The sequence below is a fragment of the Pseudovibrio sp. Ad26 genome (genome assembly GCF_001623285.1).
Taxonomy (GTDB): Bacteria; Pseudomonadota; Alphaproteobacteria; order Rhizobiales; family Stappiaceae; genus Pseudovibrio; species Pseudovibrio ascidiaceicola.
Genome location: NZ_LMCE01000157.1, coordinates 163,249 through 187,701, shown reverse-complemented (window position 1 = coordinate 187,701; position 24,453 = coordinate 163,249). Strand labels below are relative to the sequence as shown.

19 protein-coding genes and 2 tRNA genes are annotated in these 24,453 nt (G+C 51.4%); 9 read left to right on the top strand and 12 right to left on the bottom strand.

The features are described 5' to 3' along the window. Window positions 1-9 precede the first annotated feature (9 nt). The 4 genes from PsAD26_RS27495 to tsaD all read right to left on the bottom strand — a co-directional run bounded on the left by PsAD26_RS27495 (window position 10) and on the right by tsaD (window position 3,649). Entirely contained in the window at window positions 10-300 is a 291-nt protein-coding gene (locus tag PsAD26_RS27495; protein ID WP_057461912.1) for a YciI family protein, read from the bottom strand. An 85-nt stretch (window positions 301-385) separates the two neighbouring features. Further along, a complete protein-coding gene (locus PsAD26_RS27490; protein ID WP_063312941.1) occupies window positions 386-1,396 on the bottom strand; it encodes an NAD(P)H-dependent glycerol-3-phosphate dehydrogenase in 1,011 nt (336 codons plus the stop codon). Between the two features lie 10 nt (window positions 1,397-1,406). Continuing rightward, complete coding sequence (locus PsAD26_RS27485) at window positions 1,407-1,889, bottom strand: NUDIX domain-containing protein (protein ID WP_244271790.1); 483 nt, start codon at window positions 1,887-1,889, stop codon at window positions 1,407-1,409. A gap of 647 nt (window positions 1,890-2,536) precedes the next feature. Then, on the bottom strand, window positions 2,537-3,649 hold the full coding sequence (gene tsaD, locus PsAD26_RS27480; RefSeq protein WP_063308267.1) for a tRNA (adenosine(37)-N6)-threonylcarbamoyltransferase complex transferase subunit TsaD: 1,113 nt from the start codon (window positions 3,647-3,649) through the stop codon (window positions 2,537-2,539). 127 nt (window positions 3,650-3,776) lie between these two features. Between tsaD and hemC the strand changes: the two genes are divergently transcribed. The 7 genes from hemC (at window position 3,777) to PsAD26_RS27445 (ending at window position 12,013) form a co-directional block, all read left to right on the top strand. Further along, window positions 3,777-4,700: a hydroxymethylbilane synthase gene (gene hemC / locus PsAD26_RS27475; protein ID WP_063291779.1), complete on the top strand. Its 924-nt coding sequence runs from the start codon at window positions 3,777-3,779 to the stop codon at window positions 4,698-4,700. Next, on the top strand, window positions 4,700-5,410 hold the full coding sequence (locus PsAD26_RS27470; RefSeq protein WP_063312940.1) for a uroporphyrinogen-III synthase: 711 nt from the start codon (window positions 4,700-4,702) through the stop codon (window positions 5,408-5,410). The genes hemC and PsAD26_RS27470 overlap by 1 nt, the downstream gene beginning before the upstream one ends. 202 nt (window positions 5,411-5,612) lie before the next feature. Beyond that, window positions 5,613-7,517 carry a hypothetical protein gene (locus PsAD26_RS27465; protein ID WP_063312939.1) on the top strand — a complete coding sequence of 635 codons (1,905 nt, stop codon included), beginning with the start codon at window positions 5,613-5,615 and terminating at the stop codon, window positions 7,515-7,517. Window positions 7,518-7,538: 21 nt separating this feature from the next. Further along, on the top strand, window positions 7,539-9,347 hold the full coding sequence (locus PsAD26_RS27460) for a heme biosynthesis HemY N-terminal domain-containing protein (protein ID WP_063312938.1): 1,809 nt from the start codon (window positions 7,539-7,541) through the stop codon (window positions 9,345-9,347). Between the two features lie 160 nt (window positions 9,348-9,507). Further along, window positions 9,508-9,583: transfer RNA gene (locus PsAD26_RS27455), tRNA-Thr, on the top strand. 193 nt (window positions 9,584-9,776) lie between these two features. Then, entirely contained in the window at window positions 9,777-10,976 is a 1,200-nt protein-coding gene (locus PsAD26_RS27450) for an AGE family epimerase/isomerase (RefSeq protein ID WP_063312937.1), read from the top strand. Window positions 10,977-11,008: 32 nt separating this feature from the next. After that, the gene (locus PsAD26_RS27445) at window positions 11,009-12,013 is read left to right on the top strand and encodes a Gfo/Idh/MocA family oxidoreductase (RefSeq protein ID WP_063300944.1); all 1,005 of its coding nucleotides are present in this window, start codon (window positions 11,009-11,011) and stop codon (window positions 12,011-12,013) included. A gap of 117 nt (window positions 12,014-12,130) precedes the next feature. Here the strand turns inward: PsAD26_RS27445 and PsAD26_RS27440 are convergent, their stop codons facing one another. The 3 genes from PsAD26_RS27440 to PsAD26_RS27430 all read right to left on the bottom strand — a co-directional run bounded on the left by PsAD26_RS27440 (window position 12,131) and on the right by PsAD26_RS27430 (window position 15,232). Continuing rightward, complete coding sequence (locus PsAD26_RS27440) at window positions 12,131-13,285, bottom strand: alpha-hydroxy acid oxidase (RefSeq protein WP_063312936.1); 1,155 nt, start codon at window positions 13,283-13,285, stop codon at window positions 12,131-12,133. Window positions 13,286-14,118: 833 nt separating this feature from the next. Then, window positions 14,119-14,955, bottom strand: a complete 837-nt coding sequence (locus tag PsAD26_RS27435; protein WP_063312935.1) for an RDD family protein — start codon at window positions 14,953-14,955, stop codon at window positions 14,119-14,121. Window positions 14,956-15,155: 200 nt separating this feature from the next. After that, window positions 15,156-15,232 (bottom strand) — tRNA-Arg (locus PsAD26_RS27430). A gap of 260 nt (window positions 15,233-15,492) precedes the next feature. Here PsAD26_RS27430 and PsAD26_RS27425 point away from each other — a divergent pair. After that, window positions 15,493-16,245 carry a thermonuclease family protein gene (locus tag PsAD26_RS27425; RefSeq protein ID WP_208985902.1) on the top strand — a complete coding sequence of 251 codons (753 nt, stop codon included), beginning with the start codon at window positions 15,493-15,495 and terminating at the stop codon, window positions 16,243-16,245. An 84-nt stretch (window positions 16,246-16,329) separates the two neighbouring features. Further along, window positions 16,330-17,736, top strand: coding sequence for a M48 family metalloprotease (locus PsAD26_RS27420; protein ID WP_082827061.1), 1,407 nt, complete (start codon window positions 16,330-16,332; stop codon window positions 17,734-17,736). Between the two features lie 56 nt (window positions 17,737-17,792). Here the strand turns inward: PsAD26_RS27420 and PsAD26_RS27415 are convergent, their stop codons facing one another. The 5 genes from PsAD26_RS27415 to PsAD26_RS27395 form a co-directional block, all read right to left on the bottom strand. Beyond that, a complete protein-coding gene (locus PsAD26_RS27415; RefSeq protein WP_063312934.1) occupies window positions 17,793-18,662 on the bottom strand; it encodes an RNA polymerase factor sigma-32 in 870 nt (289 codons plus the stop codon). A gap of 120 nt (window positions 18,663-18,782) precedes the next feature. Then, on the bottom strand, window positions 18,783-19,367 hold the full coding sequence (locus tag PsAD26_RS27410; RefSeq protein WP_057461899.1) for a CarD family transcriptional regulator: 585 nt from the start codon (window positions 19,365-19,367) through the stop codon (window positions 18,783-18,785). Between the two features lie 514 nt (window positions 19,368-19,881). Next, complete coding sequence (gene fdxA, locus PsAD26_RS27405; RefSeq protein WP_057461898.1) at window positions 19,882-20,220, bottom strand: ferredoxin FdxA; 339 nt, start codon at window positions 20,218-20,220, stop codon at window positions 19,882-19,884. Between the two features lie 186 nt (window positions 20,221-20,406). After that, window positions 20,407-20,808, bottom strand: a complete 402-nt coding sequence (locus PsAD26_RS27400; protein ID WP_063312933.1) for an RNA-binding S4 domain-containing protein — start codon at window positions 20,806-20,808, stop codon at window positions 20,407-20,409. A gap of 22 nt (window positions 20,809-20,830) precedes the next feature. Then, entirely contained in the window at window positions 20,831-23,776 is a 2,946-nt protein-coding gene (locus PsAD26_RS27395; protein ID WP_063312932.1) for a helicase-related protein, read from the bottom strand. Between the last annotated feature and the right edge of the window lie 677 nt (window positions 23,777-24,453).

The following is a 24,453-nucleotide window of genomic DNA, read 5'->3' as shown; positions in this document are numbered from 1 at the left end:
ACAACAAAATTAGGCTTCTGGGTTCTTAATTACCCAGTTCCAAGGACGGATCTCAACAGATTCAAAGAGACCTGCCAGTGAATAAGGATCTTCATTAGCTACTGCCAATGCTTCGTCCCTGTTCGCAGCTTCTACCAAGACCAGCGAACCCGTTGGAGATACGAGGTCATCACACATGAAAGGTCCAGCTGCCTTCAAGCGATCACCAAGACCTTTGAGAAAGTCGAGATGGTCTTGACGTGTTTTTTGGCGAAGGTCTTCAGAATGCGCCTTATCAGTGCAGATGAGAGCGTACAGCATATTGGATACTCCAGTAGCAGGTTTTCAACCTAACCATTTGATCCCTGATATACAACCAGGCAATTCCTAGCTTAAAAGGATTCTACTAGGGGTGTGTCTCTCGTTTGAGGGGGCGCGTCATTAAGTCGCTCAAAGCCTGTGCGACGTCGATTTTCCCAGCTACGATTTGTGACACGGTGTTTGCAATTGGCATATCGACACCATGTTCGGCTGCCAAGGCGACCGCGATATTAGCGGAGTGAGCGCCTTCTGCAAGCTTTTGTCCCGGTGCAACCAATTCCTGCGGAGTTCTACCCTGTCCGATCTTTAAGCCGAAGGCAAAATTTCGTGATTGAGTTGAGGAACATGTGAGGACCAAGTCCCCGAGACCAGACAGACCTGTGAGCGTTTCGCTTCTGGCATTGAGTGCCATGCCGAGGCGGCTCAGTTCTGCGAAGCCACGGGCTGTCAGTGCTGCCTGTGCGCTGGCGCCGAGGCCGTAGCCAACGGCTGCGCCGCATGCGATTGCGAGCACGTTTTTAAGAGCGCCACCAATTTGTACGCCGATGAGGTCATCAGTTGCGTAAGGGCGGAAACTTTTTGAGGCGAGTGCTGCGGAAAGTTGGTCTGCTACTGCGCCGTCTTCAGCTGCAATTGTGACGGCTGTTGGCAAGCCCTTTGCCACGTCATGCGCGAAGCTTGGGCCAGACAGTGCTGCGGGAATAGCATCTGGCGCGACGGACTTGATCACCTCAGAAAGGAGCTGGCCGGTTGATTGCTCGATGCCTTTTGCGCAGAGAACGATTGGTGTCGCTGGCTTTAGAAACGGCTTGATCGCTTCTGTCATCGCCCGCGTTGTCTGTGCTGGTGTTACAAGCAAGAGGGCATCGGCACCGCTGACAGCATGCTTGAGGATGCCGGTAGCGGTGATTTGCTCTGTCCACTCAATGCCGGGCAGGTATTTCGGGTTCTGTTTGTTGGCGTTGATTGCGGCGATGGTTTCCGCATCGCGGGCCCATAAGGAGACTTCCCGACCTGCTCTTGCGGCTGCCAAGGCGAGCGCAGTTCCCCAAGATCCTCCGCCAATTACAGCGATCTTGTTTAGAGCAGTGGTCATGTTGTTTTCCTTATTGGGTGATGTTCAGTCGTTCACACAGTTGCTCAAGAGGGATATCGAACCCTCCGTGCATTGTTAGCTTGGACTTAGTTTCGTTGTCTGCCAAATCAACCCAGAAGAAGCGAAAGAGGATAGGATCTCCACCGTCATTTGGGCTCATTTCGTAATGATCCCAAGTCTGCTTTGCTTTTTCCTGAATTTTGAGATGGAAAAATTTGCGGCGGTGTAGCTCCGGACCTGAAGTGAGGGCATCGTCATACAGGAAGTCATGGCCAGTGAATTGCTCAAGTGCGCCGGAAACACTGAGGCCTGTTTCTTCTTCAAACTCGCGTTTGGCAGCTTGCAGATAACTTTCACCCGGGTCCAGTGTTCCACCTGGCACCTGCAATGTGCCTGCGATGTCGGTTTCCGGTTCGTCAAAAACGAGAAGATGTGTGCCGCAGGTCATATAGACGTAAGCTTTGTGCCGAGGCTGCAATGTCGTTTCCACCATGAATCAATCAAATCAATGTTGTTTGAATTTGGCAGATGTTATTTGCAGGAGTTTGTTGCAAGCAAGGCGTTATAGCAGTTTGCACATAAATAGCGGCATGACACGCGCTTTAGCACCGCATGGCTTTACCAGCAGTGTTGAAGCGTGGGTTCCCTAAAGTTCGGGAGTGAGCAAGGCGAGCAGGCAGTGCCTGCGCATTGTGAGTAAATTAGTTTCTTCGGCATTGGCTGCTCGCCTTGCCCGGGCGTTTTTGTATGAAACAAGATCTCCTCCGAAAGGCATTGGGAGCAGGCACTGTCAGCAACGCACACACTTGCCAGAGGCAAATGTGATTGTCGGTGAAAGCTAAACGCCTGCCAGTGTAGACGCCCATCGGGTGACCAGCTTCCGCTTGGTCCCTGCACTAAAGACTTTCAAGGGGTGTTTCAACGAACCCGCCAAGTGATGCGTTACTTCACCCGGTAGCCCCGCCCAGCTCACGCCGCACTGATGGACGGTCCACCAGCTGCCCGAATACGTGAGCACAAAACTGAGAATAAGCGTGGTTGAGGGTAGGGGGATAAGTTTTCAGTGTTCCAATCCCAAAAAACCCCGCAGTTACTGCGAGATCCTGAGAGGTATGCATGCTGATTGCTTTCGTAAGTTGATTAGACCTTCGCGCCTTTGCGACCGAAACCAACGACGCTTTCGGAGATTTTGTCTAGCGGCCAGCGTGGGCGTGGGGCTTCGTTCATGTCGTCACCCTTGCCGTTTTGCTCCAGAATGGAAGGGTCTTCGGCAACGAGTTTTCTCAGACGCTCTGCGCCAGCCCATGCAATCATTGCGGCGTTGTCTGTGCACAGTTTGTGCGGCGGTGCGATTAATTCTGCACTATGTTCTGCAGCAACCTCGTTTAGACGAATCCTAATTGCTTCGTTTGCTGCAACACCGCCCGCGATAACCATTTTGACAGGCGTATCCGGATAGCGCTCTTTGAATAACTCGAAGGCTCGTGCACTGCGTTTTCCGAGGACATCCGCGACGGCTTCCTGGAAGGAGGCGCACAGGTTGTTGACGGTTTGCTCGCTGACAGGCTCTTCTTTTAAGGCTGCGGTGCGCACTGCGGTCTTCAACCCGGCAAAAGACATGTCGAGGCCGGGGCGGTCCAAAAGTGGGCGTGGCAGTTTGTAGACGGTTGGATCACCAAGTTTTGCAGCTTTTTCTACAGCCGGACCGCCGGGATAAGGCAGGCCGAGCAGTTTGGCTGTTTTGTCAAACGCTTCACCAATCGCATCATCAATGGTTGTGCCCAATCTTTCGTATTCCCCAAGAGCTTTTACGAGGAGATACTGGGTGTGTCCGCCGGAGACGAGGAGCAGCAGGAATGGGAATTCAACCTGATCTGTCATGCGTGCGGTGAGGGCATGTCCTTCCAAATGATTCACTGCAATCAATGGCTTATCGATTGCCATGGCGATGGATTTTGCTGTCATCAAGCCCACGATGACGCCGCCAATGAGGCCGGGGCCAGCGGTTGCAGCAACTGCGGATAGATTAGAGTACTTCACATTTGCTGTTTTCATCGCCTGATCTACGATACCATCCAGCAACTGAATGTGGGCGCGCGCCGCAATCTCTGGTACAACACCGCCGAACGGTGTGTGCTCATCGATTTGAGAATGCACCACGTTGGACAAAATTACGCATTTGCCATCTTGATCAATCTCAAGGACAGCAGCGGCAGTTTCGTCACAACTCGTTTCTATGCCGAGGATGGTCAGCACGTTTGGTCTCCTTTGGCCGCTTGGTTTTTGTCGTTCTCTCATGCGCAAAGCATGGTTGATTTCGCGGGCCGATGATTTTATGTCGCTCATCTAACATGAGCCCCTAGCATTGGGAATGTGATCCTTGCAAACAAAACCTATAAGAATTGGTACACGTGGAAGCGCCCTGGCACTGGCCCAGGCGTATGAAACACGCGCTCGTCTCGCGAAGGCACACGGGTTAACCGATGATGACTTCGAGATTGTTGTTATAAAAACAACGGGAGACCAAATTCAAGATAGGCCTCTTTCCGAAGCAGGCGGCAAGGGCTTGTTCACCAAGGAAATTGAGGAAGCTTTGCTGGATAAGTCCATTGATCTGGCAGTTCATTCTTCCAAGGATATGCCGACAGTGCTGCCGGATGGTCTGGGCATGACCGCTTACCTTCCACGTGAAGATGTGCGCGATGCCTTCATTTCTCCAAAGGTAGAAAAACTGACAGATCTTCCACAGGGTGCTGTGGTCGGGTCTTCCAGTTTGCGTCGTCAGGCACAGATTAAGCGTCTGCGGCCTGATCTTGATGTGGTGATGTACCGCGGTAACCTACAGACCCGTTTGCGCAAGCTCGGTGAAGGTGTGGTTGACGCAACCTTCCTTGCTTACGCTGGGCTGCGTCGTCTGGGACAAGGTGATCTGGTGACGTCTTTGATGGATGTAGAGCACTTCCTTCCTGCTGTCGGGCAGGGCGCGATCGGTATTGAGGCACGTCTTGGTGATGAAGAGACGGCACGCATTCTTGCGCCGATCCATCACGCAGAGACTGAAAGCCGCCTATTGCTGGAGCGTGCTTATCTGGCTGAGATGGACGGCTCCTGCCGGACGCCGATTGCCGGTCTTTCCCATGTGGAAGGTGATCGCATCCGTTTCCGCGGTGAGGTGATCAAGCCCGATGGCAGCCAGACGCACACCGTTGAAGGTGAAGGCCCGCTAAGCGATGCTGAAGAGATTGGCCGCGAGCTTGGCAAAGAACTGAAAGCGAAGTCTGGCCCGAACTTTCTGGAGCTCTAATGAAAATACTCGTGACCCGTCCTCAGCCTCAAGCGGATAAAACTGCACAGAAGCTGATTGCTATGGGACACGAGGTGATTGTTGAGCCGATGTTGAGTTTCCAGCCGCTGACCGTTCGCGGATATGTGGCTGGGGACGCCAAAGCGATTGCTGTGACCAGCGCGAATGCGATTGAAGCCCTTGTCTTCAATGGTCTTGTTGAACAGCTACAGCACCTTCCTCTCTATTCTGTGGGCGAGGCGACAGCCAAAGCAGCAGAAGCTTCCGGTTTCCAAAACATCATCTGTGCGGATGGGGATGTTGATTCCCTTGGCGGGCTGATTGCGGACAGCAAGCAGGTGGGGCCTGTCTTTTATCCTGCTGCGATTGATCGCAGTGGTGATCTGGCCGGACAATTGGAGCAGCGGGGCATTGCCTGCCGTATGGTGGAGGTCTACCAAATGGCTGCTGCGACTGGCTTTTCTGAGAAAACCCGAGGACTGATAGAAGCAAAAGCGTTGGATTGTGCGTTGTTTTATTCTCCACGAACAATTCAAGTTTTTCTCAGCCTTTCAAATCTTGAAAAAACCATAGTGTTTCTTAACTCTATGAAAGCATTATGTGTTTCAAAGCGGGTTGCAGAGCAGGCCGGAGCGTTTGGCGAGGTTTTTACTGCGAAAACGCCGCGTGAGGATAGCTTGTTTGAACTTCTCTCTGGTTCGATAAGTTGAGAGGAAGTGATTTGAACTTCTCTGGGCCCTATGGAGAAGTCGTAGTTTGTTTGGCAAGGTGCTAATTCTCCCTGATAGCAGTTTGCTAAAGGGATGCTTATGTTAAGAAAGAGGCCTCTGAGGAGGCCTTGTTGAGATTGCGTGACTATGAAAATTGGCGCGGCTGGAAACTGCTTGAAACGCGCCATTCTAGGAGGTTTTGATGGCTGCTGATGACAAAAAGGGTGGTGCGTCCACCGGGGCAGGCTCGGGTGGTGGAACATCATCACGGAAATCTCCGCTCTCCAGTGGATCCCGAAAGCCTGTCACGATTGACCTGCCCGCGAAAGACGTTTCCAAGACTGATAAGCCTGCCACGAGCGCTGGTCCTGCGGCCAAGCCTGCTGCGAGCAAAGCGACTTCTACCAAGGCAGGCTCTGTGCCGCCAACCGGTAAACAACAATCACAATCTTCTGCGAAGCCTGAAAATACTGAAGCGACCAAAGCTGCTGCGGGTGCTCGGTCTTCTTCAACACCAGCCAAGCCAACTGCTGCTGCAAGCGCAAAGGCTGCTGCTGATGAGAAGAAGGCCACTGCGGACGCGACAAAAGCGGCAGCTGACGAAAAGAAGGCCGCTGCTGCCTCCAGCGCTGCGAAGTCTACTGCTGCGAAGACGGCAGCTGCCAGTAAAACCTCAACCGCTTCTGCTGCAAAAGAGCCTGTGAAGGGTAAAGACGATAAGGCTGGTTCGGGCGGTAAGGATACGCCTCCACCACCGCCTCCTTCCGGCAAAGGCCCTGGTGGGCCTGCTGATAAGCCTCCGCATCCGCCTAAGCAAGGCGCTGGATTTGGTGCGATGCTTGCCGCTGGCGTTATTGGTGCGCTGATTGTTGCCGGTGCTGGCGTTGGTCTGCATCAGGTTGGCATGCTTCAGATGATTGGCGCTGGCTCTGGTCAGAATGCGACTGAGGTACAGGCCCTGCTGGAAAGCTCCAAGAACCGCTATTCGCAGCTGAGTCAGGAAATTACGGCACTGAAAGATCATGCGGCGGGTAGTTTCGCTGCCAAGGAAACCATTCAGAACCTGACTGATCAGCTGGACGCGATCCAGAAGGAAACCAGCACTAAGTTGAGTGATGCGACTGCTGGTGTAACTGCAAAGGTGCAAGAACAGGTTTCTACGCTTGGTGCGGAAATTAAGGAACTGAACGAGCTCATTTCAAATGGGGCTGCTGGTGATGGTGCTGCTGTTGCGAGCATGAAGAAGACACAGGATCAGCTGGCAAAGCAGGTGGCTGATCTGACCGCAGCGTCCCGAAAAAATGCTGAGCAGGTTCTGAAAGGCATGCAAGGCAGTCTGACTGATTTGCAGAAGCAGTTTCAGGCTTTGAAAGAGGCGCCGACACAGCTGAAGGATCTTGGTTCACAGTTGGCTGTGACAGGTTCCAAGGTAGATGAAGCGCTTGCGCAGATTGGCGAGGTGACGGCTGAGCAAAAAGTTCTTGAAGGCAAGATTGAAGCGCTGACGCAGGCGAATGCCGAGACAACACAGCAGATTACTGCACGTGTTGACCGGTTAGAGAAGGCTCTTGGCACTGCAAGTGCGCAGGAGCGGGCGGCGCGCGCAATCGCGATTGCCTCTTTGCGCAATGCTGTGGATTCTGGTGAGACTTATGAGGCGGAACTGGCTGCCGTTGAAGCTGTACTTCCGGGTGATGCTGCTGAATTGGCGCCACTGAAGGCAAGTGCTGCGAGTGGTATTCCGTCCTCTGCCGCGTTGATTGCCGGATTTGGTAAGGTCGCGCGTGATATGAGTGCGGTGTCGCTGACGAGTGAGAATGATGATGTGGTTGATCGTCTGTTCTCCAGCGCGAAGTCACTGGTTTCTGTTCGGACGCCGACAGACAGTGACGGCACGAGTTCCAGCGAGTTGCTTGGCACGATGGAATCCCGGGTTTCTGCGGGTGATCTTGCCGGAGCGATTAAGGCTTATGATGCTTTGCCAGAACCGATGCAACAGGTTGGTGCAGCGTGGGCCGAGCAGGTGAAAGCCCGTTTGGCAGCAGATGAATTGGTGAAGACAATCACCGCTCAAGTTTTGAAGTCGCTTGTTTCTGAAAACAAGTAGTATCGGAAAGGAGCGAAGGACATGGTCCGCGTTCTCATCTTTTTCGCGTTTGTATTTTTACTGGCTCTTGGCGGAGCCTGGATGGCAGACCGTCCGGGCGTCGTTACGCTTGAATGGCAGGGGTATGTTGTTCAGGCAAGCTTGCTGACAGCTGTTGTTGCGTTTGGTGCTTCCATCGTGGCGTCGATTGTGGCTTGGGGCTTCTTCCGGTTGATCTGGAAGTCGCCAACTCTGGTTTCCCATTTCATGCAGAGCCGCCGGAAAGACAAAGGCTACGATGCCCTGTCTCAGGGGCTGCTGGCCCTTGGCTCTGGCGATACGCTGCATGCGCGCAAGTTTGGTCTGAAGGCGGATAAACTGCTGGATGGCAACGAGCCTGCTGCTCGCCTGCTTCTGGCGCAGGCCTCTCAGCTGGATGGCGATCATGCAGAAAGCCGTCGCCGGTTTGAGGCGATGCTGGAAGATGATCGCTCCATGGCTGTGGGTTTGCACGGCCTTTACATTGAAGCGGAACGGGAAAGTGAGCCTGCAGCTGCACGCCATTTTGCTGAGGAAGCCTTTAATCTGGTTCCGGGTTTGCGTTGGGCCGGCAATGCCGTGCTTGGGTATCAGGCCGTTTCTGGTGACTGGGAAGAAGCCATTGCAACGCTTGAGCGCAATTATGCTGCTCGCATGCTGGATAAGAAAACTCTTCGTCGCCAGAAAGCTGTTCTGCTGACTGCACGTGCTCTTGAGCTGGAGAACGAAAACCCGGATCGTGCGCGCACGCTTGCTGTTGAAGCGCATGGCCTTGCGCCCTCGCTGGTGCCTGCTGCGATTGTTGCAGCCCGTTTGCGGACGCGGACAGGTGATGTTCGTAAAGCAAGTAAGATCCTTGAGGCGACGTGGAAGTTGAGCCCGCACCCAGACCTTGCCGATGCTTACGCCCATGTTCGTCCTGGTGATTCCGTCACTGATCGACTGAGCCGCGTCAGAACACTGGCGAGCATGCGTGCTTACTCTTCTGAGGGGGCGATTGCGATAGCTGTTGCCGCGATTGAAGCCAAGAAATTTGATGAAGCGCGTGATCAGCTCAAGCGGGTTCTGCGCTCTGAGCCAACGCAACGTGCGTTCTTGCTGATGGCTGATCTTGAAGAGCGTGAGCATGGTGATCAGGGCCGCATTCGTGAGTGGTTGTCCCGCGCTGTGCGTGCGCCAAGCGACAAGGTCTGGACTGCAGACGGTGTTGTTTCCGCCAACTGGGCGCCTGTTTCTCCAAAGACAGGTCGTGTGGATGCCTATGAGTGGGCAGCACCGGAAGGTGCCGTGGATCAGGAACAGTTGATCGAGGTTATCGATGACAAGTTGTTTGAGCCGCCTGAACTGACTGCCCCTGTACAGGTTCTGAAGGAACCGGTGGAGGCGGATATCGTTGTGCCTAAACCGCAGGAGGCAGAAAAGCCCGCTGCAGTGAAGGACGAGCCTGTGGCAGCCCCAGCCGCAATGCCTGACGCCGCAGAGCCTGTTGTTGTGACAGAAACGGCGAAAGAGACATCTGCTGAGAAAAAGCCGGATGAGAAAGCCAAGGCTGAAGAGCCTCGTGCCACTGTCGTACCTGTGGAATCTTCTAGCTGGGCGCCGACCAAAGCTAATGAGAAGGCCGAGGAAAAGGTAGAGGAACCTTCCAAGACTGAGGAGGAAGGCGCGAACTCATCCTATGAAAAGCCTGAGAAGAAAGATGAGAAGCTGGTGGAGTTCCCGCTTTCTCAGCTTCCTGATGATCCTGGGCCTGAACCAGACGATGAAGATCCGAAAACGCCAAAAGATCAGAGTTTTAGGTTCTTCCGCTAAGAAAAATGCATAGGCAAGGCGGGCGTCTCTTTTCGCGTCTCTTGCCTATGTAGATTGTTGGTGGATGCATTCTCTACCAATGCAAATCATACTTGCATCTTATTGGGAGCTTGGGTATCAAACTTCCACTTTCCGGCACACCCCTTGTGCCAGTTGGAACGCCGCTGTAGCTCAGATGGTAGAGCACGTCATTCGTAATGATGGGGTCGAAGGTTCGAGTCCTTTCAGCGGCACCACTAACTCTCTGATACTTCATAATCCCCCAAAAACTTGCTCGTTTGGCTTTGTCTTATCGCCTACTCGTCGTAGGTTCGGATTTGTGTTTTTTGGTCCTTTAGTCGAACCTTTCAGCACGATGATTTCATTTGCATATATGGAGGCCATCTGGGGGTCGTGGGAGCGGGCTGCGGATGGTGTGGAGTACCGGAAGTGATTGTCGATCACCTGAATAAGTTGCGCGCGTGGTTGTTTGAAGATGCATTGCCGCTTTGGTTGAAAGCTGGCGAAGACGCCGCAAATGGTGGTTTTGCTGAGACCATCACACTGGACTGTGAAGGCAGTGCGGATAACAGACGTGGTCGCGTCAACCCTCGTATGGTGTTTGTGTATTGTGAAGCCGGACGTCTGGGCTGGGATGGCCCCTGGATGGATGTTGCTCTGCGCACGCAAGCCTATGTGGAGCGGGTGTACGGCACTGCTGATGGATATATCGGTGCGCTTGCTACACCAGATGGTGAGCTGCTCGATACTTCGTTTGATCTTTACAATCAGGCCTTTGCGCTACTGGCTCTTTCCAGCATTGCTGATGTGAACAGTGAACAGCGTAAGGAAGCCTGTGCGAAAGCCGGGGCTTTGCTTGATGTGTTGAAGAGCCGCTTCAAGCACCCTGTTGCTGGCTTTCAGGAAGCTGAGCCTGTGCGTGCACCACTGGGTGCCAACCCGCATATGCATCTGTTTGAAATGTGCCTTGAGTGGGAGCGCTCTGAGAATCTGAGCACTGAGCAGAAAGCTGTCTGGTCCGCGCTGGCAGATGAGCTCGGAGAGCTTTGCCTCAAACACTTCATCTGCGAGAAAACGGGCGGTTTGCGGGAGTTCTTTGCGCTGGACTGGTCTCCGATGCCGGGTGATGAGGGCAGGGCGCTTGAGCCGGGGCACCACTTTGAGTGGGCTTGGTTGCTGAGCCGCTGGAACAAGCTGCGTGGTGATGGGCGTGCCAAAGCTGCTGCTGCACGTCTCTTTGAGATTGCGGAGGTCTACGGTGTGGATCGTGAGCGCGGTGTTGCGGTGATGGGCATCAATGATGACTTCTCCATGCGTGATCCACTGGCGCGTCTGTGGTCTCAGGCCGAGTGGCTTAAAGGCTCTATCGCCATGCTGGAGAGTACTCCTGAAAGTGAGTGGCCTCGGTATCGCCAATCCATGCAGGATGCGCTGAAGGCGTTGGAGCTGTTCTTTGAGGATGTGCCAGCAGGTCTCTGGAAAGACAAGTTTTTGCCGGATGGTAGCTTTGTGAAGGAAGCGGCGCCGGCCAGCTCACTCTATCACATCATCTCGGCGATTTCTGAACTCGACCGTTTTTCAAAAACTGAGGTTGGGCAGAAAGTGGTTGTTTGTGAGAGCACTAAATAGCGGTTCCTGCAGTATAGATTGGGAGAATTATAATGGTTAAATGGGGTGTGCTCTCGACTGCACGGATTGGCCGCGACAAGGTTATTCCTGCGCTTCAAAAAGCCAAGGGCGTTGAGGTTGTCGCGATTGCTTCTCGTAATGAGGAGAATGCGAAGAAGGTTGCTGCTGAATTAGGTATTGAGAAAGCCTATGGCTCTTATGAGGCTTTATTGGCCGATCCTGATATTGATGTGATCTACAATCCGCTGCCAAACCACATGCATGTGCCAATGACGATTGAGGCTGTGAAGGCTGGAAAGCACGTGCTTTGCGAAAAGCCGATTGCGCTTGATGCAGATGAAGCGCGTCTTCTACTGGAAATGCCGGACAATCGCTTTGTTATGGAAGCCTTTATGGTGCGCGCGCACCCGCAATGGCAGCGAGCGCTTGAGATTGTTGAATCCGGTGAGCTGGGCAAGCTGCAGAGCATTCAGGCGTTCTTTGGTTACAGCAATCAGGATCCGCAGAACATTCGCAATAAAGCAGAGCTTGGCGGTGGTGGGCTGATGGATATTGGCTGCTACCCGATTGTGGCGTCGCGTTACTTCTTTGATGCTGAACCAGAGCGTGTTGTGAGCCTTGTTGATCGTGACAAGAACTTTGGCACGGACCGTCTGACGTCTGTGATGATGGATTTTGGTGAGGGGCGTCAGGCTCAGTTTACGGTCTCAACCCAGTCTGCACCGTATCAGCGGATCAATCTTGTGGGGACAGCCAAGCGTCTGGAAATCCTTATCCCGTTCAATGCACCTGCTGGTGAGGAGACGATCTTGCGTCTCGATTCTGGCAGTTTGCCGGGGGATGGTGCGATTGAAGTGGAGCGCGTTGCTGCCTGCGATCAGTATACGCTGCAGGGAGAGCTGTTCTCTCGTGTGGTCAAAGGTGAAGAAGAGCTGCCTTATGGCGTTGCTGACGCGATCCAGAACATGGAAATCATCGATGCGATTGTTCGTTCTGAACGCAATGACAGCTGGGAGACCGTTGGGTCTCCCGACTGAATGTCTTGCTGGTGTTAGAGCATGTTGCGCTCATTTGCATTCACGCCTCATGCCCTAACTTCCTTATTTTGAGCGAATTCGTGTCGTTTGATTGAACACAATCAAACGACACGCGCTCTAGACTTTTTCGCCTCTGATGGAATACAGGTTGTCGCGATTGAGCGTGTTGAGATCGCGACGGCCACACAGTGCCATGGTGGTATCCAATTCCTTCTGGATGATCTCCAGTGACTGTGTCACACCCTGCTTGCCGCCTGCGCCCAAACCGTACAGGAATGGTCTGCCGATGTAGGTGCCTTTTGCGCCGAGACAGATGGCTTTCAGCACATCCTGACCTGAGCGAATGCCACCATCGATGTGGATCTCCACCTTATCACCGACCGCATCCACGATTTCCGGCAGGATCTCGATGGAGGATGGTGCGCCGTCGAGCTGACGCCCGCCGTGGTTGGAGACGATGATCGCGTCACAGCCAGATTCAGCAGCGAGACGGGCGTCTTCCTTGTCCAGAATGCCTTTGAGGATCAGCGGGCCACCCCACCGTTTTTTGATCCACTCAATATCATCCCAGCTCAGGCGCGGGTCAAACTGCTCTGCTGTCCATGAGGACAGGGAGGAGAGGTCGCCAACACCTTTTGCATGACCGACAATGTTGCCGAAGGTGCGGTTTGGCGTTGTGAGCATTTTCATGCACCACATTGGGCGTGTTGCCATCTGCCAGATGTGTTTTGGTGTAAACTTTGGCGGGGCAGACAGGCCGTTGCGCAAATCTTTGTGGCGTTGACCCAGGATTTGCAGGTCGAATGTGAGAACCAGTGCAGAACAGCCTGCGTTCTTTGCGCGGTCGATCAGGGCGTTGATGAAGTCTCGATCCTTCATAACGTAAAGCTGGAACCAGAATGGCTTCGTGGTTTTTGCCGCAACAGCTTCAATAGAGCAGATGCTCATGGTTGAAAGCGTGAAAGGTACGCCGAATTCTTCAGCTGCCTGTGCGGCGAGAATTTCGCCATTGGCGTGCTGCATTCCGGTTAGACCGGTTGGTGCCAGCGCGACCGGCATGGAGACATCCTGCCCGACCATCTTGGTGGCAAGTGTGCGGTCTGTCATGTCGACCGCGATGCGCTGACGCAGCTTGATCTTCGCGAAGTCGCTCTCGTTTGCCTGATAGGTGCTCTCGGTCCAAGAACCAGAGTCGGCATAATCGAAGAACATCTTTGGAACGCGTCTGCGAGCACGCTCTTTGAGGTCACTGATTTCTAGTATTGGTGCCATGTACGGGCCTCCCCCCGAAACATTAGTTTTTATGTATAGAGGGATTGCACGTATCGGTGATATGTCAACATTACATGTATACGACTTCAGTCTACCAGTATTGGGAAAAGCGTTATTCGCATTCATCTATGAATGCCGTAAGTACTCTGAAATATCTTTGAATTGTCGGTGCTGACTAAAGCGTAACGGTCAAATAACTATCTGAATTTGCTTGTTTTGTTTGTTTGCATAAACGTTTGGCGAGTGTCTGGTCGAGACTTCATCTTGCGTAGGTACTATTTGTGATATGTAACTGAAATATATCTCAAAAAAACGACATAGGCTCACTTTGCCGATGCCTAAAAAATAGATTTAGTGAGTGAAAATACGTAACTTGTCGATGCGTGTTGGTGGGGTGGGGACCTGAAATTTCATGTAAGAGCGAATGTAGATAAGAGAGGCGATGCTATAAAAGAGGGGCGTTGGCAGTGAGTGCTGGCCTTGCCGTCTCGTTGAGCAATCCGGGCGATGAGTTCTTCTGATTTTGCGCAGCTGGGAAGGTGGGAAGCAGAGGTGCAGCTTCCCATTCTTAGTATATGTATGGGAGGATCAGAGAGGCTTTGTGCTCTTATTTCTTCTGCCGACTGATCCAGGCCATCCAATTGTAAAACCAGTTCCGAAGGTTATCTCCGCACCGTTTAAGCACATTGGATATATAGTTCATGGCTTACCCTCCATGTGCAGTTTTAGCTGCCTCAATGGTGAGCTCAATTAGCTAAATGCAAATGAAAGAACTGCTTCAAGCTTTAAGTTTGGATGGTGACGTCATGATAACTCACCATCCAATTGGCCGTTTACATGTCGGTGATGACCTTGTCTGCTTCGGCCTTTCTCATTTCCAGATCTTCTGTCTTACTCGTCGTAAGATGTGCGAGTTGATCCCAATAAGTGCGGCCTCTCCATCGTATGAATGAGCCAAACTCAAACCAGAAGGCAGCGAGGCTAAATACAACGCCGCCTATGATCCAAAGCCAGAAATTTCCTTGTTCGAGGTTTTGAAGTAGTTCCTGAGCTTGTTTTCCTGCTTCTACCAAATCTAGTGTGATGATCTGATAAAGCGAGTAAAGCCCAAACAAGGCTGTGATGATGAGAACTGCTGCTTTAAAATACTCACGCTTTAACGCTGACTTTAGATCAGGCTTCTGAAGAGAGGCATTATATACAGTCAGCTTAAATAGACGTTTTCCTGGGGTTTGACCCATTTTTGCAAGAAACAACGCAAATATAAAAGGGGCGAGTAAATAGAAAAACGGCTCTGACGGCAGGTATGTTCTTTGATTGCCGTGTTCGTCAGAATAGTAGTTGACCGACACAGAACGTGTAGTATTGCCTTCTTTCCAGAATTTTTGGAGCGCCGTTATGTGGAAGCTACTTGCAAACATGTTTGTCTGCTTACAGAGAACTTGTTGGTGCTGATGGCCTGGCTCCAGTGGAAGGATCTCATCCATAAGCTCCTGTGAGATCATACCAAATTGAGGCGCGCAGGCAGTTGTCTTGAGAAGTTCTGGCGCGAGAAAACGCGTAGAAAATACACTGTTATATGCGACGATAATTGCAGTGATGACAAAGCCTAGGATAAACAGATCTATTAGGTACGCGAATGCTCTTCGCCAGAAGTACTTTGCAGTCATTGGATATGTGCCGGCGTTTAATGCTAAGTATCTGAGGAACAAGAGTGATCACAGATACCGCAAAGACTGATTAAAACTTTGTTTCTATATACAGTCTTAGGTTCAAGAAAATCAAAGAATTAATCGTGCGTGAGAAACGAGAAAGAGGCCTGTTCCCGTATCATTGGTTTGTCATGCTGAGTTATTATAGTTTGTAGGAATGGTGACCCCGAGTGGATTCGAACCACTGACCTGCCGCTTAGGAGGCGGCCGCTCTATCCAGCTGAGCTACGGGGCCTTAGGCGTGTGTTATCCGGAAACCGGATCTATACGCATAAGATGTTGTCATCCGTTGAAGATGCAGCGGGTTCTCAAATATCATGAAACTTGGCTGTAGGCGAGATAGATTGCTTCTCTGTGAACAAGCTAGGTATCAGTTCAAACAAGAGAATTTGCTCACTGGGTATCTTCTGTGTTTGCTCTCTGAGAGTTCTCGGGGGCGTTCTGGCTGCGTTGACCTGATATAATTCCCAATTATGACTTTGCGGGTGGGTTGTTGTGTTTAGGCGATCTGTTGCACTTTTCTACTTGTTGTTGGGCCATATGGGAGCCGTGTTAGCGGTGCCGTGTGATGAGGGTTTGTTTCTTGATGAGAGTTTGCCGACTATCAGGATGAATGAGGTTCTCGCAAATCCTTTGAGGTTTGCCGCGAGTGATGGTGAGTTTTATTATCTCGCAGATTTAACAGTGCCAGAGCAGGGCCTGTTGTTGATTGATGACTTTTTTGAGGAACGGGAAGTCAGGATAAAAGCGTTGAAGGCGCAAAAGGATCGGTGGGGACGCCGCCCTGCGATTCTGCTCGATCCTGAATTGGGTGATTTGTCAGTCAGACTGGTCAAAGCCGGAATGGCCATTGTTAGGCCACAATTAAGAGCTTTCAATTGCTTGAAATTCCTTATTAATTTGGAGAGTGTGGCTCGCGAGAAAAATGTTGGATTATGGGTCATTAAAAATGTAATTAATGATTATAAGTCAATTAGCTACGAGCAAATCGGTCATTACGGAATTGTGGAAGCCGAGCTGATTTCTCTTGGGCAAACACGATCCAAAACATACTTGAATTTTGGTGAGCGCTGGACAGAGGATTTAACCGGGATTATTCAAAGGGGAACGCTGGCGGATTTTTCGGAGTTCGGGCATGATCTTTCAGTGATGAAAGGTAAGCGAGTTCGCCTCAGGGGCGTTATGCAACTGAACCAAGGACCATTAATAGAGCTAAAGCACCCAGCGCAGTTGGAGCTTCTGGACTAAGGCAAAGAGCCGGAAACGCGAATGACTTTGAGTAGTGCATTGTCTGGACTTCAGACAAGCCTGAGAATGCTAGTGATATCTGCAGTGACCGTAGCTCTTGTTGCGTGTCAGCTGACCGGCTCTGCCAATCAAGGCGCTCAAAAACCAGGTAGCTTGCGAACTGGGCTTGGAAGCGACGTTGGGGCGAGAGAGCATCCGCGTGTCGTCGCGACTTATGGCGGTGTCTATAAGGATGGTAAGGCTGAAGCAGCTATTGCGCGTGTTGTTGGTGGCCTTGTTGCAGCTTCAGAAGACCCAGAAGCGCACTACCGTATCACTTTGCTCAACAGCCCTGCAGTCAATGCCTTTGCTCTTCCTGGTGGTTATCTTTATGTGACGCGTGGGTTGTTGGCGCTTGCCAATGATACGTCAGAGCTTGCTGCTGTGCTTGCTCACGAAATGGCACATGTGACAGCACGCCATGCGATCAAGCGCCAACGTCAGGCTGAAGAGGCTGAGTTCGTCACCAAAGTGATGACCAATATCGGCAAAGATCAGCAGACCATTGATGCCGCAGTCAAGGAAAAGCAGGTTCAGTTCGCGCGCTTTTCTCAGGAGCAAGAGCTTGAAGCCGATGATGTGGGTGTGAGAACACTTGCTGGTGCTGGGTATGACCCTTACGCCGCAGCGCGCTTCCTGAACACGATGGGGCAATTTGCGCGCTATCAGCAGCTTGGTGGGCAAAGTAGTTCTGCGCCAGACTTTCTTTCTTCTCATCCGAACACGCCTGATCGTATTCAACGCGCTGTTCGTAGTGCACGGCAGATTGGTGCGCCGGGGATTGGTCTGAATGGTCGTGAAGACTATCTGACCAGTTTGGATGGCATGTTGTTTGGTGATGATCCTCTGGAAGGATATGTTCGTGCGCGGCAGTTCCTTCACAAAGGTCTTGGCATTTCCTTCAGTGTTCCAAAGGGGTTTGTGCTTGAGAACTCTGCTGAGGCTGTTTTGGCAAGTAATAACTCCGGTACAGCGATGCGTTTTGATGGCGCTGATTTGACGGGATATGCGAGTTTAACCGATTATATGTTATCTGGCTGGATCAACGGTCTGATTGATAACAGTGTGCGTCCGACCACGATCAATGGTCTGCCAGCCGTTATTGGCTCTGCAATTACAGACGGTTGGTCTTTCCGCATTGGTGTGGTTCGTATCGGATTAACTGGTTATCGGTTTATTTTCGCAAATCGCTCGCCAACGGCTGTATTTACTCGCGATTTTGAAAAATCGCTCGGTAGCTTCCGACAGCTGAGCCCAACGGAGCAAGCTCGGCTTAACCCGCTTCGAGTTAAGATCATTCAGGCTAAGGGTGGCGAGACAGCTCGTAAGCTTGCTGTTGGTATGAGCGGTATTGAGCCGTCGCGTCGTTTGGAACTGTTCACGATCCTCAACCAGGTTAAGGCGAACCAACGCTTCAAGCCAGGTGAGTTGCTCAAAGTCATCACTGATTGAAGTAGCCCGTTTTTAAGCAGGGCTAGGTAATTCACATCAGTTTTTAACGATGTATTTTATGAGCTGCTGGCGTCATAACCATCCGAGTGCACAAGGGCATCTTTCAATTTTTGCATTGCGCGCGATTCAATTTGTCGAACGCGCTCTTTTGAGACGCCGAGTTTCTTACCAAGTGCTTCCAACGTAACGCTCTCATCTGCGAGTTTACGGTCTTTAATGACCCTTTGCTCACGTGGCAGCAGTGTTTTGATTGCATTGGATAGGCGGTGCTTTGCGCGCTCCTGGTCTAAATGCACCTCGACAAGCTCATCTGGAAGAGGCTCGTCAGCTGCAAGGGTATCTTGTAACTGAAGGTTTGTTTCGCTGCCTTTCAGGCTGGCATTGAGGGATGTATCACTCCGGCTTAGTCTGGAAGACATCATTCTGATGTCTCTCAGTTTTGCTCCTGTCTTTTCAGAGATACGCTGATGCAGCTGTTCTTCATTCAGATCTGGGTTCTTGCTTGAGAGTTCTGCTCGCAAGCGCTTGAAGCCGAAAAACAACATTTTCTGACGAGATGAGGTTCCTCCGCGAACAATTGATTGGTTGCGGAGCACGTAGTCCTGAATGAATGATTTGATCCACCAAGATGCATAGGTGGCGAAACGGACGTCTTTAGAGAGCTGAAACCTGTTGGCCGCTTCCATGAGACCGATGTGGCCTTCTTGAATTAAATCAGAGAGCGGGACACCGTATGACTTGAAACGAAGTGCTTGCGCGATGACCAAGCGGGAGTGAGATAGGGACAACTTATCGAGTGATCTGTGGTCACCTTTTACAATCCAGCCTTCCAAAAGCTTGTATTCTTCTTCTTTTGACAGATACGGGGCTTTTCTTGCTAAACGGGCAAGAGGGCCGACACTCTGATCTCTTTCATAATATGCCATTTACGCCTCCCTCGATTTAACTGAGATACGGCGCTGAAGTTCATTTGGATCTTTAACAAAAAAAGAAAACCCCGCTTGGAGCAGGGCTTTCTTTTAATCAGTTAGATTAGGAGAGGCTGATTAAGCTGCCTCTTCCTGACCTCCGCCTTCACCATCAGTTGCTGGTGCAACTTTGGCAGCACGACCTGGAGACGTGGAAAGAACGCCTTCGATCTGTCTGATTGCTTCTGTGTCAGTCTGTTTCTGAACAGCTGCGATTTCACGTGCCATACGGTCTAATGCGGCTTCGTAAAGCTGACGTTCGGAGTAAGACTGTTCAGGCTGAGAATCAGAGCGATAAAGGTCACGAACAACTTCAGCGGTTGAAATGAGATCGCCAGAGTTGATCTTTGCTTCGTATTCCTGTGCGCGGCGACTCCACATGGTACGCTTCACGCGAGGTTTACCTGCGATGGTCTCAAGAGATTTCTTTACGGTAGATGCGTCAGACAGTTTACGCATTCCAACAGAAGCAATTTTTGCAACTGGAACACGGAGCGTCATCTTATCCTGTTCGAAGTCAATTACGAGGAGTTCAAGAGAGTATCCAGCTACGGTCTGCTCTTCAATTGCAGTAATCAATCCAACGCCGTGAGATGGATAAATGATGTGCTCACCTGTTTTAAACCCCTGACGCTGCGCGGTCTTTTTTGCGGGTGTGGCCATACGCTATACTTCTCCTGCGCAGTGGTTGTTTGCTGTCTGGGAGACGCAACCAACCTAGATGCAGCGCGTTCGCCGCATCTTTCTCTTTGGAAAAACGTGAAAAGTCCAATGTATGCGGAAAGCTACTTCTCGCATCAATTGGTTCCGCGTTCAAATGTGATCAGTCGAATTCTATGTTGTGGCTACTTCGGCGAATGCTGGAGTAAATTATTGTGCGCACTTCAGTGGAACTGCGACCATAAAAAAACCTCCGAATGGGGAGGGTGCAACCAGACTGCCAAATGACTGTAAAAAACTGTATAGCACATTATCCACGGATTTCCAACCTCTCTCAAGCAAGAGAGGAATTAAGACATCCGCGGATACTGTCTGGCAAATAATAAATATTTGGTAGCTCTAAACTTTTGGTACTCTAGAACACGCTGCGCTCATTTACATTCACGCATCGTAATCTAATATCTTTCGTTGAGCGAATTTTTGTCGCTTGATTGAAGCCAATCAAACGGAACGCGCTCTAGTCACCAGTGCCTGGCTTATCAGAGAAATACTTTTCGAGTTTTTCTGCAACACCGTCAAATTCAGCAGCTTCTGGAAGCTGATCTTTCTTGACGGTCAGATTCGGCCACTTCTCTGCGTACTCAGCATTAAGCTCAACCCACTTTTCCAAGCCTGGCTCAGTATCTGGGAGAATTGCATCTGCTGGACATTCCGGTTCACATACACCGCAATCGATACATTCGTCTGGATGAATGACGAGCATATTCTCGCCTTCGTAAAAGCAATCGACCGGGCAAACTTCAACACAGTCGGTGTATTTGCATTTGATGCAATTGTCTGTGACGACGTATGTCATCGCAATCCTCTTAGTCTCTGGCGCTGCAAATTTGTCTGAAGACAAATGGCACGGGCTCTCGTGGCCCTGACGATTTTCTCGTCCTTTAAACTTGTGCTCTTTGCTACCGGTTTTCAGTGGGTAGTGCAAGCGCTGTCATAGGCGAAGAGATTGCAATATTGGGGCAAAATTTGCCTAAAGTGGTCGCTAAAAAGGATCAATTTCGTTGAAGCCCCGAATCCGGGCGATTTGGCGTCGATCTCGTTTAGTTGGACGTCCTGCACCGGCCTCGCGCTTAGCGACCTGGACCTGTGTTTCCTTGGGCGGTGGAGGGGGAGACATGTCCTCATAAAGCAACTGTGCTTCAGGGGCAGGACCTCGCCGGGTGCCTAGTTTTAACACTTTAAGGATCAAAAGACGTCGCGGCATTGAGATGGTCAGTACATCACCGGGCTTTACAGCTATTTTGGCTGCCGCAATCTTATCTTTGTTCAATCTAACATGCCCGGACACTGCCAGCTTTTGTGCCAGTGTCCGAGATTTTGTTATGCGGGCATACCAGAGCCATTTGTCGATGCGAAGAGACTCTTGTGCTTCTGGTGTTGCCATATCAGTTAGCCCGAAGGGGCGACTATTTGTCGCCCTTTTCCAAGTTCTGTTTTAAGGACATCAGCGCTGCAAACGGGGAATCCGGATCCAACGGCTTGTCTTTGCGTGGAGCAGGCTTACCTTGCTGGCCGCGGTTCTGGTCTTTGTTAAAGCCACGGCCTTTACCACCAGGCTTACCAGGATTGCGACGCTGCTGAGCGTTGTTGCTGCGAGGACCGCCACGACGTTCGTTGCCACCGCGTGTATTGCGCTGACGTTCGTTGTTGTTGCGGCGTCCACCGAAACGACCCGGGCGCCAGATTTCAACAGTAACTGTTTCCATCTCTGGCTCGGCAGCTTCTTCTTCAGAAGTTTCAGCTGGTGCTGCTTCTTCTACTGGTTCAGCTGGGGTCTCTTCGGCTGCAGTTTCTTCTGCTACCGGTGCTACAGTTTCGCCTTCACTCTGCTCAGCTTCCGCACTTTCTGGTGCTTCAACTGGAGCTTCAGGTTTCTTGGCGACAGGGCGCTGTTCTTCGCGTGTTTCCAAACGGTAACCGAGAGACTTCAGGATGTTTGTGAAGTCTTCGCCTGCACAACCGAGCAGGGAGGTCATGGAAACAGTGACGGTGAATGCGCCGCCTTCTGGCAAAGCACCTTCTGGTGGCTCAACGCCTTCTTCCAGAGGTTTCCAGGCTACCAGCGGACGGATAATGTCTGCCAGGCGCTCCAGAATATCGACGCGTACAGCACGTGGACCACAAACGCGGAAGCCTACGACGCGATACAGTGCGCCTTCGATCTCCGGATCTACAGGAACGGATGTACGGCCAGATGCGGACAGCTGAGGGAGTTCAGTCAGGCCTTTGATCTCGCCTTTGCCTTCTTTCAGCGCCCAGAGCTGCGCGAGCAACTGGCTTGGTGCTGGTTTCAGAAGAGCAGGGACATAGATGTGATAGGCGCCAAAGCGAACACCAAGCTTGCGGAGTGAACCGCGCATCTGCTGGTCAAGCTGACGAATGTCATCAGAAATTTCCTGACGCTCAAGGATGCCAAGGCTCTCGGTCAGGCGGTATGCCACGCCACGAGCGATGCCTTCAATCTCTTCGCCCTGTTCCAGGTCGAAAAGTGGCTTCAGGAGTGTTTCGATGTGTGTCTTGATCCATAGATCAAGGCGCTCCTGCACCATATCACGTGCAGGTCCCGTCAACTGCTCATCAGCAAGAATGATCAGGGATGGGCGCAGGGTCTGTTCACCAGCTATCAGGCGGGCGATAGATTCACCCTGCCATCTTAATGTGCCGTCTGCGGAGAGGATGAACTCTTCGTTGGGCGCGCGAGATAACCGTTCTGCACGGTTTTCAATCTCGCTAGCTAGTGCTTTTTGGGCCGCAGCACGGACAGCTTTTTCTTCCTGTCCTTCTGCCGTTGCATCCGGAGCAAAGCGGAAGCCGTGAAGCTGGCCAATGTGCTGTCCTTCTACAAGGACATCTCCGGTTGCGGTGATCTCCGCTTCGAGCATTTTGTTCTCTCTCAGACGTCGCATCAATACGCTGGTTCGCCGATCCACAAACCGCTGTGTAAGCCGTTCGTGAAGGGCATCTGATAATCGATCTTCTATGCCGCGCGTCACTTCCTGCCAATGAGCAGGGTCGTTCAGCCAGTCGGCACGGTTTGCCACAAAGGTCCACGTACGGATATGTGCTATCCGGTTCGCCAGTGTGTCGATATCCCCATCGGTTTTGTCTGCCAGTTTTATCTGACTGTTAAACCAATCATCCGGAATGGCTCCATCCCGGATCAGATGGGAATAAATCCCTGTTACGAGATCTGCATGGTTTGCCGGAGCTATCTTGCGATAGTCTGGAACCTGACAGGTATCCCACAGTAATGAAACTCTTTCTTGCGTCGTCGCGAGGGAAAGAATGTCCCTGTCACGATTAGCAAGTTCGAGAACACCGATATCCTCCGCCGGAGGGGCTTTGGTCAAGCCCTCTTCTCGCGGAGAATGCTCCAAACTGCGCAAAAGTGCGCGAATCGAGGAAAAATCGAGATTTGGGTTGCGCCATTGCAGCACTTTGAGGGGCTCAAACTCGTGAGATTCGAGCTGATAGACAAGTTCGTCGTCAAAACCAGGTACCCGGCCCGTTACACCAAAAGTACCATCTCGCAAGTGTCGACCCGCTCGTCCGGCGATCTGGCCAGTCTCTGATGGAGTCAATTGACGGTACTGATAGCCATCAAACTTGCGGTGTCCGGCAAACGCGATGTGGTCCACATCCAGATTGAGACCCATACCTACAGCGTCGGTGGCAATGAGCCAGTCAACGTCGCCGTTTTGGAACAGGTCAACTTGTGCGTTGCGCGTTCGTGGAGAAAGGGAGCCGAGGACAACTGCTGCACCGCCGCGCTGACGGCGAACCAGTTCTGCGATGGCGTACACTTCATCGGAAGAGAATGCGACGATTGCAGAGCGACGCGGGAGGCGAGTGATCTTCTTGGATCCAGCGTATGTCAAAATGGACATGCGCGGACGAGTGATCACATTCAGACCCGGCATCAGCTTTTCAAGCAAGGGGCGGATTGTCGAAGAGCCAAGCAGCAGAGTTTCTTCTCTGCCGCGCAAATTCAGGATGCGGTCTGTGAAGACATGGCCACGTTCCAGATCACCAGCCAGCTGCACTTCATCTATGGCGACGAAATCCACGTCGAGATCTTTTGGCATTGCCTCGACTGTAGAGACCCAGAAGCGTGGGTTCTTTGGGATGATCTTTTCTTCGCCTGTAATCAGCGCGACAAGATCGGGTCCCTTCTTCTCTACAAGGCGACCGTAGACTTCTCTGGCCAACAGACGGAGTGGTAATCCGATGAGGCCAGACGAGTACGCGCTCATCCGCTCGATAGCCAGATGGGTCTTACCAGTGTTCGTTGGCCCCAAAATCGCAGTGACAGACCGTGATCTTGTTGTTCGGTGCATCGTGTTCTTGTTCATCTAGAAGTGCAATTCCGTAGTCTGTGGCCAAACGTATCTCGGTACCCAATTCTTTGGCTGGGATACTGAAAATGCCCGTGCGGTGCCTCACCTAATGAAGTGGCATTTATATGGCAGAGAAAATCGCTGTAAAGCTCTGGAATGAATAAAGACGAAAAATGCTGATGAAGAGCGCTGGAATGAAGTTTCAGTTTCATACCGGCATAAAAGGGTTTTTTGCGTATACGTTATCGTCCGCGTATTGCTTTCGCTGAATAAGATGCATGACTATAACGTGCAGTATATGCCGTTTTGGATAGGTTACATCGTGTTAAATGGTTACAAGAAGCCTGAGGTTGTGCGAGTTATGTGTAACACATTCGCCGTTGTTACTAGCCGATTTCATTAGTAAATGTCTTGTATTAGCATAAATTTTGCCAGTTCTAATTGCCCCCAGACATGCAGCGGATAAGTGTTAGATAAGGCTTGTTGCCACTTCTGTTTTAACCAGTGAGTTTCATCGGGGAGGAGTTATCCCCGCTTTCCCCTCAGCTGTATCGTTAAGTTTTTTGCATCTATGCAGAATGAAAAGAAACACGGAATCTAACTGCGATACCTTGCTAATTGCTGGAATATTTTTCCTATGTTACATACGCATCCGTATTGGTGAGTGTGCAATCTAAGGTTAACGTTTTATT

Bases quoted from the DNA above. Each gene is read 5' to 3' on its own strand.
- PsAD26_RS27495 (WP_057461912.1), bottom strand. From the start codon at position 300: ATGCTGTACGCTCTCATCTGCACTGATAAGGCGCATTCTGAAGACCTT.
- PsAD26_RS27490 (WP_063312941.1), bottom strand. From the start codon at position 1,396: ATGACCACTGCTCTAAACAAGATCGCTGTAATTGGCGGAGGATCTTGG.
- PsAD26_RS27485 (WP_244271790.1), bottom strand. From the start codon at position 1,889: ATGGTGGAAACGACATTGCAGCCTCGGCACAAAGCTTACGTCTATATG.
- PsAD26_RS27470 (WP_063312940.1), top strand. From the start codon at position 4,700: ATGAAAATACTCGTGACCCGTCCTCAGCCTCAAGCGGATAAAACTGCA.
- PsAD26_RS27465 (WP_063312939.1), top strand. From the start codon at position 5,613: ATGGCTGCTGATGACAAAAAGGGTGGTGCGTCCACCGGGGCAGGCTCG.
- PsAD26_RS27460 (WP_063312938.1), top strand. From the start codon at position 7,539: ATGGTCCGCGTTCTCATCTTTTTCGCGTTTGTATTTTTACTGGCTCTT.
- PsAD26_RS27445 (WP_063300944.1), top strand. From the start codon at position 11,009: ATGGTTAAATGGGGTGTGCTCTCGACTGCACGGATTGGCCGCGACAAG.
- PsAD26_RS27440 (WP_063312936.1), bottom strand. From the start codon at position 13,285: ATGGCACCAATACTAGAAATCAGTGACCTCAAAGAGCGTGCTCGCAGA.
- PsAD26_RS27435 (WP_063312935.1), bottom strand. From the start codon at position 14,955: ATGACTGCAAAGTACTTCTGGCGAAGAGCATTCGCGTACCTAATAGAT.
- PsAD26_RS27415 (WP_063312934.1), bottom strand. From the start codon at position 18,662: ATGGCATATTATGAAAGAGATCAGAGTGTCGGCCCTCTTGCCCGTTTA.
- PsAD26_RS27410 (WP_057461899.1), bottom strand. From the start codon at position 19,367: ATGGCCACACCCGCAAAAAAGACCGCGCAGCGTCAGGGGTTTAAAACA.
- fdxA (WP_057461898.1), bottom strand. From the start codon at position 20,220: ATGACATACGTCGTCACAGACAATTGCATCAAATGCAAATACACCGAC.
- PsAD26_RS27400 (WP_063312933.1), bottom strand. From the start codon at position 20,808: ATGGCAACACCAGAAGCACAAGAGTCTCTTCGCATCGACAAATGGCTC.
- PsAD26_RS27395 (WP_063312932.1), bottom strand. From the start codon at position 23,776: ATGAACAAGAACACGATGCACCGAACAACAAGATCACGGTCTGTCACT.